At 68.3% G+C, this 11959-nt stretch carries 12 protein-coding genes; 7 read left to right on the forward strand and 5 right to left on the reverse strand.

Annotation, left to right across the window (positions count from 1 at the left end):
• The first annotated feature begins 3 nt into the window (after positions 1 to 3).
• From ACLJO0_RS00990 to ACLJO0_RS01000, 3 genes are all read left to right on the forward strand, one after another.
• Positions 4 to 1311 (forward strand): protein kinase domain-containing protein, encoded by a 1308-nt coding sequence (locus ACLJO0_RS00990; RefSeq protein WP_125790649.1) that lies wholly within the window; start codon positions 4 to 6, stop codon positions 1309 to 1311.
• Positions 1308 to 3281, forward strand: coding sequence for a Stk1 family PASTA domain-containing Ser/Thr kinase (gene pknB, locus ACLJO0_RS00995; RefSeq protein ID WP_410576171.1), 1974 nt, complete (start codon positions 1308 to 1310; stop codon positions 3279 to 3281). Before ACLJO0_RS00990 ends, pknB begins: the two co-directional genes overlap by 4 nt.
• Before the next feature lie 79 nt (positions 3282 to 3360).
• Positions 3361 to 3588: a type II toxin-antitoxin system Phd/YefM family antitoxin gene (locus tag ACLJO0_RS01000; RefSeq protein ID WP_410576172.1), complete on the forward strand. Its 228-nt coding sequence runs from the start codon at positions 3361 to 3363 to the stop codon at positions 3586 to 3588.
• A gap of 264 nt (positions 3589 to 3852) precedes the next feature.
• On the opposite strand, the gene ACLJO0_RS01005 is transcribed toward ACLJO0_RS01000, so the two are convergent.
• Genes ACLJO0_RS01005 through ACLJO0_RS01015 form a run of 3 tightly spaced genes read right to left on the reverse strand, consistent with a single transcriptional unit; the run spans position 3853 to position 5932 of the window.
• Positions 3853 to 4497, reverse strand: a complete 645-nt coding sequence (locus ACLJO0_RS01005; RefSeq protein ID WP_410576173.1) for a hypothetical protein — start codon at positions 4495 to 4497, stop codon at positions 3853 to 3855.
• Entirely contained in the window at positions 4485 to 5291 is an 807-nt protein-coding gene (locus ACLJO0_RS01010) for an ABC transporter ATP-binding protein (RefSeq protein WP_410576174.1), read from the reverse strand. The genes ACLJO0_RS01005 and ACLJO0_RS01010 overlap by 13 nt, the downstream gene beginning before the upstream one ends.
• The gene (locus ACLJO0_RS01015; protein WP_410576175.1) at positions 5288 to 5932 is read right to left on the reverse strand and encodes an aminodeoxychorismate/anthranilate synthase component II; all 645 of its coding nucleotides are present in this window, start codon (positions 5930 to 5932) and stop codon (positions 5288 to 5290) included. Before ACLJO0_RS01015 ends, ACLJO0_RS01010 begins: the two co-directional genes overlap by 4 nt.
• Before the next feature lie 111 nt (positions 5933 to 6043).
• Between ACLJO0_RS01015 and ACLJO0_RS01020 the strand changes: the two genes are divergently transcribed.
• Complete coding sequence (locus ACLJO0_RS01020) at positions 6044 to 7363, forward strand: FAD-dependent oxidoreductase (protein WP_410576933.1); 1320 nt, start codon at positions 6044 to 6046, stop codon at positions 7361 to 7363.
• A gap of 52 nt (positions 7364 to 7415) precedes the next feature.
• Here the strand turns inward: ACLJO0_RS01020 and ACLJO0_RS01025 are convergent, their stop codons facing one another.
• Positions 7416 to 8072, reverse strand: a complete 657-nt coding sequence (locus ACLJO0_RS01025) for a response regulator (RefSeq protein WP_396554405.1) — start codon at positions 8070 to 8072, stop codon at positions 7416 to 7418.
• Complete coding sequence (locus ACLJO0_RS01030) at positions 8012 to 9862, reverse strand: sensor histidine kinase (RefSeq protein WP_410576176.1); 1851 nt, start codon at positions 9860 to 9862, stop codon at positions 8012 to 8014. The genes ACLJO0_RS01025 and ACLJO0_RS01030 overlap by 61 nt, the downstream gene beginning before the upstream one ends.
• A gap of 132 nt (positions 9863 to 9994) precedes the next feature.
• Here ACLJO0_RS01030 and ACLJO0_RS01035 point away from each other — a divergent pair, with 132 nt between their 5' ends.
• From ACLJO0_RS01035 to ACLJO0_RS01045, 3 genes are all read left to right on the forward strand, one after another.
• Entirely contained in the window at positions 9995 to 10705 is a 711-nt protein-coding gene (locus ACLJO0_RS01035; protein ID WP_410576177.1) for an ABC transporter ATP-binding protein, read from the forward strand.
• 15 nt (positions 10706 to 10720) lie between these two features.
• Positions 10721 to 11455 carry an ABC transporter permease gene (locus ACLJO0_RS01040; RefSeq protein ID WP_410576178.1) on the forward strand — a complete coding sequence of 245 codons (735 nt, stop codon included), beginning with the start codon at positions 10721 to 10723 and terminating at the stop codon, positions 11453 to 11455.
• 110 nt (positions 11456 to 11565) lie between these two features.
• Entirely contained in the window at positions 11566 to 11958 is a 393-nt protein-coding gene (locus ACLJO0_RS01045; RefSeq protein ID WP_125781599.1) for an SCO5389 family protein, read from the forward strand.
• Position 11959 lies beyond the last annotated feature (1 nt).

Below are 11959 nucleotides of genomic sequence, written 5' to 3' on the forward strand. Positions count from 1 at the left end.
CGGATGCTGTCCTCGGGTCAGCTGCTGGCCGACCGGTACAAGCTGACGAACCGGATCGCCGTCGGCGGGATGGGCGAGGTCTGGCAGGCCAGTGACACGCGGCTGGACCGGACGGTCGCGGTCAAGATCCTCAAGGCGGAGCTGTCCGGCGACGCGGAGTTCCTGCACCGGTTCCGGACCGAGGCGCGGATGACGGCGTCGCTGAACCACCCCGGCATCGCCGCCGTGCACGACTACGGCGAGACGGTCGCGGACGAGCTGTCGATCGCGTATCTGGTGATGGAGCTGGTCGAAGGCGATCCGCTGGCCGCGATCATCACCCGCGAAGGGCGGCTGAACGCCGAGCGGACTTTGGACATCCTCGAGCAGGCCGGTAACGCACTGCAGGCCGCGCACGAAACGGGTCTTGTGCACCGCGACGTCAAACCGGGCAACATCATGGTCACCCCGGCCGGCCAGGTGAAGATCACCGACTTCGGGGTCGCCAAGGCCGCCGACGCCGCGCCGGTGACCAGATCCGGCATGGTGATGGGCACCGCGCACTACATCGCCCCCGAACAGGCGCTCGGGCACAACGCCGAACCGGCGAGCGACGTCTACTCGCTCGCCGTCTGCGGCTACGAATGCCTCACCGGGCACCGGCCGTTCCTTTCGGAGAACGCGGTGACCGTCGCGATGATGCACATCCGCGACCTCCCGCCGCCGCTGCCGCCGGACGTGCCCCCCGGCACCCGCGCGGTCATCGAGGCGACCCTGATCAAGGATCCGAGACAGCGGTACAACAGCGGCGGCGAGTTCGCGGCCGCGGTGGCCGCGGTCCGCGCCGGGCTTCCGCTGCCGACGCCGTCTGGGCTGGTCAACGTGGCCTACTCGGCAGGCCAGCCGGTGCTGCCGCAGCAGGTCCCGCCCGGCCCGCATTCGCCGCCGAACCCGATGGCGGCGGTCGGACCGGCGTCGCATCCCGCGATGCACCCGGTCACCGGCCCGCCGCCGATGGCGGTCCGCCGCCTGCCCGGCAGACGGACGCAGTGGGGTTGGTGGGTGCTGCTCGCGGTGATCCTGATCGCAGTACTGGTGGCAGGAGCCTTCCTCATCGTGAGACTGGTCGGTTCGGGCAACGGACCGCAGTCGGGCGGCGTGGAAACGAGTGAACAAGCACCGGCTCCGGGTAAGGAGTCTGAAGGTCCTTCGCCGACATCCGCGTACCCCGCGGTGCCGACGGAGGGCGGCACCGAGGAGCCGGCCGGACAGGCGAATCCAGGAATGATGAGCAGCAAACCTTGGACGGAATGGAACGGCACGCAGAGATGAGCACACCAAGACTGCTCAGCAACCGCTACGAGCTGGGCGAGACACTCGGCTACGGAGGCATGTCCGAGGTCCACCACGGCCACGACGTGCGCCTGGGCCGGGAGGTGGCGATCAAGATCCTGCGTGCCGACCTGGCGCGGGATCCCCAGTTCCAAGAACGTTTCCGTCGCGAGGCACAGAACGCGGCGGCACTGAACCACCCGGCGATCGTCGCCGTCTACGACACCGGCGAGACGAACACCGAGTTCGGCCCGCTGCCCTACATCGTCATGGAGTTCGTCGAAGGACGGACTCTGCGGGACATCGTGAAGACCGAAGGCCCGATGTCGCAGAAGCGGGCGATGGAGGTCATGGCCGACGTCTGCGCGGCGCTGGACTTCTCGCACCGGCACGGCATCGTGCACCGCGACGTCAAACCGGCGAACGTGATGATCACGAAGAACGGCGCCGTCAAGGTGATGGACTTCGGCATCGCGCGCGCCATGCACGACGGGCAGTCCGCGATGACGCAGACCGCCGCGGTGATCGGCACGGCGCAGTACCTCTCGCCGGAGCAGGCGCGCGGTGAGTCCGTCGACGCGCGTTCCGACGTCTACGCCGCCGGCTGTGTGCTGTACGAACTCATCACCGGCGAGCCGCCCTTCACCGGCGACTCCCCCGTGGCGGTGGCGTACCAGCACGTCCGGGAAGACCCGAACCCGCCGTCGTCGGTGAACCCGGCCGTGGCGCCCGAACTCGACGCCGTCGTGCTCAAGGCGCTCGCGAAGGGTCCGGCGAACCGCTACCAGTCGTCGGCGGAGATGCGTTCGGACCTGGTCCGCACGCTGTCCGGCCAGCGGCCGTCCGCGCCGATGGTGATGTCGGAGGACGAGCGCACCCAGGTCATGGACTCCGACCGCCGGGTGCCGCAGCGCTACGACCAGTACGAGGACGAAGACGAAGACCCGGCCGCGAAGAAGAAGCGCCGTGCCTGGCTCATCGCCGGTCTGGTGGTCTCGCTGGCGGCGGTGGTGCTGCTGATCATGTGGCTGTCCAACGCGTTCAACGGCTCCAACGCGGAGAGCAAGGCGATCCCGAAGGTGATCGGCCAGTCCGAGGCTTCGGCGAAGGACACGCTCCGCGGCGTCGGGTTCATCTCGTTCGAGCAGACCAAGAAGATCACGTGCACCGGCGAGTCCGTGAACGGCCAGCCCGCCTGCGACGAGAACCAGATCGACAAGGTCATCGCGATCAGCCCGGCCGAAGGCCAGGTGACGCCCACCTCGGACAAGATCACGCTGACCGTCGGCGCGAAGCCGGGCAAGGTCAAGACGCCGGACCTCAAGGGCAAGAGCGTGGCCGAGGCCACTACGGCGCTGACCGAAGCCGGTCTGAAGCTCGGTGCGACCAGCGAGGAAGAGACCGAAGACACCAACGAGGCCGGCAAGGTCATCTCGCAGAACCCGGCTTCGCAGGCCGAGGTCGACCAGGGTTCGAAGGTCGACATCACGGTCGGCAAGTCCAAGGAACTGAAGACGGTCCAGAACTACAAGGGCAAGACGCAGGCCGAGGCCGAAGCCGGTTTGAAGGCGGCCGGGTTCACCCCGCAGGTCACCAACGTGAGCTCCGAACAGCCCAAGGGCACGGTCATCGACCAGACCCCGAACGGCGGCAAGCTGGCCGTCGGCAGTGTGGTCAAGCTGTCCGTGTCGGACGGCAGCCAGGAGACCTTCGAGATGCCGATCCTGCAGGGCATGACCGAGGAGCAGGCGACGCGTCAGCTGCAGCAGCTGGGCTGGAACGGTCAGCTGAACACGCAGGCCGACAAGAACGGCGACCGTGACATGGCGGGCAAGGTCAGCAAGACCAACCCGCAGGCCGGCGCGAAGATCGCGAAGAACGCGGCGATCACGCTGTTCATCGTCGAAGGCGACGAGACACCGACGACGAGTTCCCGGACGGGCATCCCCGGTCTGCCGGGTAACGGGTAGGCAGAGCTGAAAGGGGCCCCGCACGGTTTCGTGCGGGGCCCTTTTCATGCCGAAGAGGTCGGGTCGCTACTTTTCGAGCATGGTCCGGCAAATCACTCAACGCGAGCTGCGCGACGACACACCGAACATCATGCGTGCCGTCGAAGAAGGGGAGAGCTTTGTTCTCACCCGTGACGGCTCGCCTGTCGCGGACATCGTTCCGCACAGCTGGAAGCCGACCTTCGTTCCGTTAGGCGAGCTGATCGAGCTACTCGGCGATCTTCCGCCCGAAGATCCTGAGGGGTGGGGCAAAGGTGACGTCGGGTGAGGGGTGTGTGGAAATAGGGACGTTGAGTGTCCCTATTTCCACACACCCCGTCCGAATCTGGTGGTCACAGGTACTCCTCGTGCGGGACCGTGTGGATTTCGGGTCATCTAACGCACCAAAATCCACACAGTGAGGGACGCGGTCAACCACGACATCTTTGCCTTACCTCTCAGTTCAGCGTCAACGGGTGGTCTTCGGCGTACAGCCGGGCGAGTGTCGACTTCCCGCAGGCGGGCGGGCCGTTGAGTGCGATGAGACGCGGCATCAGGCGTTGCGGCGGAGCAGGTATCCGACGGCCGTCGCGCTCAGCAGCAGGGCGGCGACCGCCGCCACCACGGCCACCGTGAACGGGCCTGCCGGCGGAAGTTGCGAGGTCAGGGCACGCAGCAGCGGGTTGGCCAGCGGCAGCCATTTCACCAGGAGCACGGCCGCGAGCGCGAAGACCGCCGCCAGGACGGACCAGCCGACGCGCGGCACCAGCAGCCGCGAACAGGGCAGGCCGATCGCGATCCCGAACAGCGCGCACAACGCGTGCGCCGCGGCGCCGAGGGCGAGGCTGCCGATCGGGAAGCCGCCGGACCTGAGGCCCGACCACGCCAACGTCACGACGATCAGCACGGTGGCGCAGCCGAAGACGGCCAGCGTGGCGCCGGCGAGGACCGATCGCCAGCGTCGTGCGTGGCTGAAGGTGACGAGCCGCTGGACCGGGTCTTCGACGTCGAGCATCGCGATGGTCAGCCAGCACGAGACGACCAGGAGCGAACCCGCGCTGATCCCGTACTGCGGCAGCAGCGGCGACTTCGGATCCGTGTAGAGCACGGTGTTGACCGCGAGATAGGCGAGGATCGCGGGGAGATAGCGCTGGGAATGGCCGAGCACCGCGAGGTAGTAGCGGGTCATCGCGAGCACGGCGCCACCTCCCGGACCGAGAAGCCGCGGTTGAGCGCGCGCAGCAGGACGGCGTCCGTGTGCCCCGCTTCGACCGTCAGGACGACCTTCTCGCCCTCGGTTTCGGCCTGGCTGACGCCGGGTTCCGAAGACCAGTCGCCACCGGGTCCGTGAAGGACGATCCTCGTCGCGTTTTCGGCTCTCGTTTCGACGCGGGTCAGCAGGCCGTCGTCCATCCGGTAGACGTCGTCGGCGTGGGCGTGCACGACGGCCGCGCGGTGGTCGGTGAAGACCACGCTCGCGCCCCGTTCCTTGGTCTCGGCGACGATTTCGCCAAGCACCATGTGTGCTTCGACGTCGAGGCCGGACCAGGGCTCGTCGAGGATCAGCAGTTCCGGCTCGGCCAAGACGGCCTGGGCGAGGCCGACCTTCTGGGCGTTGCCCTTCGACAGGGTCCGCAACGGCGCGTCCGGCCCGCCGACCAGCGCCAGCCGGTCCAGCAAGGGATCGATTGCCGACAAGTCGACAAGACCGTCGATTCGGGCCATATGCCGCAGGTACGCCCTGGCGCTCATCCGCTGTCCCGCCGGGAAACGGTCGGGCAGGTAGCCGACGCGCGGACTGCCCACGACGGCTCCCGAGGTCTGACGGGAGAGGGCCGCGAGGATCCTGAGCAGCGTCGACTTCCCCGAGCCGTTCGAGCCGAGGACGCCGACGACGCGGCCCGCCGGGACGTCGAGGTCGACGTCGACGAGCACGGGTTCACCGCGGCCGTAGCGCTTCCCGACTCGTTCGAGCCGGATCAGCGAGGTCACGCAGCAGCGGCCTTCTGCAGCGCGCGGGTCTCCTGTTCGAGTTCGTTGACCTTGGCTTCGGGGACCGGGTGCCCGGCGGAAGCCATCCAGTTCGCCAGCATCCGGTGCCCGCCCTGGGTGAGCACGGACTCGGGGTGGAACTGGACGCCTTCGAGCGGCAATTCGCGGTGCCGCATGCCCATCACGACCCCGGACTCGGTGCGGCCTGTGATCTCGAACACGGCATCGTCGATGGTTTCGGGCAAAACGGTCAGCGAGTGGTACCGCGTGGCGGTGAATTCCGCGGGGAGCCCGGCGAGGATCCCTTCGCCCGAATGGTGGACTTGACTGGTCTTGCCGTGCAGCAGTTCCGGGGCGCGGTCGACGGTGGCGCCGAAGACGACACCCAGTGCCTGATGGCCGAGGCAGACACCCAGCATCGGGATCCGCTTCTCGGCGCATTCGCGGACGACGTCCATACTCTGACCAGCGCGTTCCGGGGTCCCGGGGCCGGGAGAGACGAGCACCGCGTCGAACTCGGCGAGCTTGCCGATCTCCACCACGTCGTTACGCCAGACGGTGCAGTCGGCGCCGAGCTGGGCCAGGTACTGGACCAGGTTGTAGACAAAACTGTCATAGTTGTCGACGACGAGCACGCGCATGGAGCCAGCTTAGCGGCTCCCACCAGGTGGACCGTACGCCAGATCACAATGATTGTTAGGGCTGCCTAACTTACCGTGGTAGGAGTGAGCCGTTCTCTTCGTGTAGCCATCGTGGGTGCCGGTCCGGCCGGTATCTACGCCGCCGACATCCTCGACAAGTCCGACGCCGACGTGACGATCGACCTGTTCGAGCGCATGCCGGCGCCGTTCGGGCTGATCCGGTACGGCGTCGCGCCCGACCATCCCCGGATCAAGGGCATCGTCACCGCCCTGCACAAGGTCCTCGACAAGCCGAACATCCGGCTGCTGGGCAACGTCGACTACGGGACCGACCTCAAACTCGACGACCTGCGCCAGTTCTATGACGCGGTGATCTTCTCGACCGGCGCCATGGCCGACCGCGCGCTGGACATCCCCGGGATCGACCTCGACGGCAGCTACGGCGCCGCGGACTTCGTGTCCTGGTACGACGGGCACCCGGACGTGCCGCGCACCTGGCCGCTGAACGCGACGTCGGTCGCCGTCCTCGGCGTCGGGAACGTGGCGCTCGACGTGGCGCGGATCCTCGCGAAGACCGCGGACGAGCTGCTCAGCACCGACATCCCGGACAACGTCTACCAGGGCCTGAAGGCCAGCCCGGTCACCGACGTGCACGTGTTCGGCCGCCGTGGCCCGGCGCAGGCGAAGTTCACGCCGCTGGAGCTGCGCGAGCTGGACCACTCGCCGAACGTCGAGGTCATCGTCCACCCCGAGGACATCGAGTTCGACGAGGGCAGCATCGCCGCGCTGCGGGCGTCGAAGCAGATCGACATGGTCGTGAAGACGCTGCAGGAGTGGGCGATCCGCGACCAGGGTGACCGGCCGAAGCGGCTGCACCTGCACTTCCTGCACTCGCCCTGCGAGATCGTCGGCGAGGACGGCAAGGTCACCGGCCTCCGTACCGAGCGCACCGAACTGACCGGTGACGGCAACGTGCGCGGCACCGGCGAGTTCCACGACTGGGACGTCCAGGCCGTCTACCGCGCGGTGGGGTACCTGTCGTCGCATCTGCCGGAGATCCCGTTCGACCACACCACCGGGACCGTGCCGAACCAGGCGGGCCGGGTGCTGGACATCGACGAGGACCAGGTGCCGGGCGTCTACGTGACCGGCTGGATCAAACGCGGCCCGGTCGGCCTCATCGGTCACACCAAGGGCGACGCGGCCGAAACGATCGCGAGCCTGCTGGCCGACGCCGACGCGCTGGCGGCCCCGGCCATCGAAGACCCCGACGCGATCCTCGGTTTCCTGACCGAACGCGGCGTTCCCTTCACCACCTGGGAAGGCTGGGGCAAGCTCGACGCCCACGAGAAGGCCCTCGGCGTCCCGCACGGCCGGGAACGCGTGAAGGTCGTGGAGCGCGACGAGATGACTCGGATCTCGAGGGACTGAACCCGTTCCGTGAGGGCCTCCTTCCCTACGCTCAAGGTAGGGAAGGAGGCCCTCACGGCGAGCCCAGGTAGGCCAGGACCGCCAGGACCCGGCGGTTCGTGTCGTCCGAGGCGACGATGCCGAGTTTCGCGAAGATGTTCGCGGTGTGCTTCCCCACCGCGCCTTCGCTGAAGTGCAGTCGTCCGGCGATGGCGGCGTTGGAACAGCCTTCGGCCATCAAGCCGAGCACCTCGCGTTCGCGTGGGGTCAACGCCGCGAGGGGGTCGGATGCGTTGCCCGCTACCAGTTTCGCGATCACTTCGGGGTCCATCGCGGTCCCGCCGCCCGCCACGCGCCGCACCGCGTCGATGAACTGGTCCGCGTTGAAGACCCGGTCCTTCAACAGGTAACCGATCGCGCCGGCGCCGTCGGCCAGCAGTTCCCTGGCGTAGAGCTGCTCGACGTGTTGTGACAGCACGAGAATCGGCAGTCCGGGGATGTCGCGCCGCACCGCCAGCGAAACCTGGAGGCCCTCGTCGGTGAGCGTCGGCGGCATCCGGACGTCGACGACGGAAACGTCCGGCCGGTGCGTGCGCAGCGCGTGCTCCAGTTCCGGCCCGGTCCCGACCGCCTCGACGACGTCGAAACCGTGCGCGGTCAGCAAATGCGTCAGGCCGTCTCGGAGGAGGTACTGGTCCTCGGCGACGACGCATCGGGGTCGAGCTGGCACGGGATCTCCATGGTCGCCTTCGTCGGCCCGCCGGGCGGGCTGGTCAGAGCAAAAGTACCGTCGAACGCGCCCAGCCTGCGTTCGATCCCGCGGATCCCGCTCCCCCGCGCCGCGTTCGCGCCGCCCTTGCCGTCGTCGGTCACCTCGATCCGCAGCAGACCGTCTTCGTAGCCCAGTTCGATCGACACTCGCCGCGCCTCGCCGTGTTTCGCGGCGTTGCCCAGCAACTCGCTGACCGCGAAGTACGCGCACGCCTCGGCGGGCTGCTCCAGCCGGGGCAGGACGCCGTTCACCGAAGCCCGCATCGGGCTGTCCAGCGCCATTGCCCGCACCGCGTCACCGAGACCCCGCTCGGACAACACCGGCGGGTGAATCCCGCGCACCAGCAGCCGCAACTCGGTCAGTGTCTCGGACGACGTCTGCCGGAGCTCGGCGGCCAGCCGTTTCGCCGCGGCCGGATCGCTGTCGATCAGCGCTTCGACCGCACCCAGCTTCATCCCCAGCGCGACCAGCCGCGACTGGACCCCGTCGTGCAGGTCCCGCTCGATGCGCCGGAGCTCGGCGGCCTGCGCGACCGACGCGTCGGTCCGTGTCTGCTTCAGCCGTTCGACGCGCTGCGCCAGCCGCGAAGCCTCTGTCGGCCCCAGCAGCAGCTTCGCGAAGCGCGCTCCTTGACGGGCGAGCCATGGCGTCGCGATCAGCCCGGCGACGAAGGCCGCCACCGCGACGGGAGTCAGGGCGAGCGCCTGTCCGTGCGTGGTCGCCTCGGGCAAGCCGACCATCGAGAACCAGTTCGTGGTCGACCACGAGATGCCCGTCCACTGGCCGATCGGCCGCCAGACCCACAGGGCCAGCACGCCCCAGAAGCCGAAGAACACCAGTGCCGCCGTCGGCACCACCATCAGCAGCAGCACCACGGAGTTGACCACCGCGGCCGCCAGGTCGCGCCAGGTCGCGCGGTCGGAGATCGCCCAGCGGAAGCGCGCCAGCCGCGCCGGCCACCACGGTGTGTCGTACAGCTGCCGTCCGTGCTGGTACATCCCGTCCGCCCGCGGGACGGGGAACGGCGGCTCCGGCAGGTACGGGCGGTCGATCCGCACACCGGTCCAGTTCTTGGCCTCGCGGCGCAGGGTGTCGGTCACCGTACGACCGGCGACGACCATCGTCGGGAACAGCGGCGACGGCCAGACCAGGGCGAACAGCGTCGGGAACACCATCCCGAGCTGTGCGGCTGAAAGCGCGAACAGGCCCAGCTGGAACCCCAGCGCCTTCAACCTGCCCTTGACCCAGCCGTCGCGGTCGCGGGCCGGGCGGGGGCCGAGCCACCAGCGCGTCCACTTCCCGTACAGCCGGAGCGCGCGCGGCCCGGCCACCAGGACCGCGGGCACGAGCAGCAAGCCCGCGAGCGGATTCCACAACTGCCAGCCGAGGTCGCGGCCGGTCGCCGGATCGTCGGAGATCCACTCGAACCGTTTGGTCCACCGGATGAACCAGGACCGCTTGAACAGGCTGTTCCCTTCGCGGTACCAGCCGTCGCGCTCGCGTTCCGGCTCCGGCGGCGCCGGCCGATAGGGCGGCTCGACCTCGATCCCACACCAGCGCCCGGACAGTCGCCGGGTGAGCGCGGCGCGCGGACGCGTCCCTTCGAGCGCCAGTGTGTAGGCGAAGACCAGGCCGACACAGAGCAGGCAGAACCCCACCAGTTCGAGCAGCAGGTCCAGCCAGCTCACCAGTGCCAAGGCCGCGAGCACGAAGCCCCGGCGCACTGAAGTGAGGTGGGTGCGGATCATGCGACGAAGTCTTCCCCACCATCCCGGCCGGCACGGTGACCGCAGGCCCCCGATCAGGGTGGGTCCAGCCCCACCCCAGGTGTGGGTTCAGCGCCATTCTGGCCAAGTCCCTTGCGCCATAACGTTTTTCGCATGCCACTCATCGAAGTCACCAACCTCCGCAAGACGTACGGGGAGCGCGTCGCGGTCGACGACGTTTCGTTCCACGTGGAACAGGGCGAGATCTTCGGGATCCTCGGGACCAACGGCGCGGGCAAGACCACCACCGTCGAATGCCTCCAGGGACTGCGCTCGCCGGACTCCGGCACCATGTCGGTCCTCGGCCTCGACCCCGGTAAGGACCACGGCGCCCTCCGGCAGCGCCTCGGCTCGCAGCTCCAAGAGAGCAGCCTTCCGGACAAGATCAAGGTCCATGAGGCGCTCGACCTCTACGCGTCCTTCTACGCGAACCCCGCCGAGACCGGCGACCTGCTCGCGAAACTCGGTCTCACCGAGCAGCGGAACCAGTACTTCGGCAAGCTTTCCGGCGGGCAGAAGCAGCGCGTTTCGATCGCGCTCGCGCTGGTCGGCCGCCCCGAGGTCGCCGTCCTCGACGAGCTGACCACCGGTCTGGACCCGCATGCCCGCCGCGACACCTGGAAGCTCGTCGAGACCGTACGCGACACCGGCGTCACCGTCCTTCTCGTCACGCACTTCATGGACGAGGCCGAGCGCCTTTGCGACCGCCTCGCGATCTTCGACGCCGGGCGCGTGGTCGCCACCGGCACCCCCGGCGAACTCCGTGACCGCGCCGGTAAATCCACTTTGGACGAAGCATTCGTGACCCTGACCGGCCGCGACTGATCGAGGAGACGAAAAATGAACACCCTCGCCAAGATCACTCTCACCGAAACGAAACTCGCCCTCCGCACGCCGGGCTTCGTCATCGGCGGCCTCGTGTTGCCGACGGCCATCACGGCCGTGCTCGGGGTGATCCCCGGCATTCGAGCGGAGAGCGGAACAACGACGGGCATGCGTTTCCTCGACGCCTGGGTGCCGTCGATGATCGTGCTCACCATGGCCATGATGGGCCTGCAATCGATCCCAGGGATCATCGCGTCGTACCGCGAGCAGGGCATCCTTCGCCGCTACGCCACCACGCCGGTACACCCGGTCCAGCTGCTGATGGCCCAGCTGATCATCAACGTCACCGTGACGATCGGCGGGGTCGGCATCCTCCTGGTGACGGCCGGCCTCGTCTTCGACGTCCCCAGCCCGCGGCACCCGCTCGGCTTCTTGCTGACGTTCGTCCTCGGCACGATCGCGATCTTCGGTCTCGGCCTGATCGCCGCGGCGGTCGCCAAGACCAGTCGCGCCGCGGGAGGGATCGCGATGATCGCCTACATCCCGGTCATGTTCCTCGGCGGCGTCTGGCTGCCGCGTCCGTTGCTTCCGGAGGCCATCCGGGACATCGGCGCGTACATCCCACCGGGTGTCAAAGCCCTCGAAGACGCCTGGACCGGCACGGGCGCCCAGCCGCTGCAACTCGCCGTTCTGGCGGCTTTCGCGGTGGGCAGTTGTGTCGTGGCGGCGAAGCTCTTTCGCTGGGAGTGACGACGGCTTCCGCCAAAGTGGTGATGATGATCGTTTTCTCTTGTGGCTTGGCCCTCGGGTGAGTAGTCAGGAAGGAGGCCCACGTTCACTGTGTCTCCCTCGGAGGTTCGATGTCTCTGGATGTATCGCCCGCGCTGCTGGAGAAGGCCGAGCGCGGGGAGGTCTCCGACGCCGAATTCGTCACCTGTGTCCGGGAATCCCTGCCGTACGCCTGGACCGTGATCACCGGTGTCATCGCGGAGGCCGATGGCGCGGCCGACGGGTTCGCCGACAACGAGACGCCGCCGCCGAGCGAGGCCGAACGCGGGCAGCTGCTGCGGGCGCTGGCCTCGGACTCCATCCGCGGCGGGCTGGAACGGCACTTCGGTGTCAAGCTGGCGTTCCAGAACTGCCACCGGGTCGCCGCGTTCAAACCGTCCCAAGTGGACAGTGACCGCTACCGCGCGTTCGTCTCGGTGCGCGGGCAGCTGCTGAACCAGAGCCCGGAACTGCGTGACTGCTGAC

Origin of the sequence: Amycolatopsis sp. lyj-108 (assembly GCF_046549005.1) — a bacterium.
Classification (GTDB): Bacteria; Actinomycetota; Actinomycetes; order Mycobacteriales; family Pseudonocardiaceae; genus Amycolatopsis.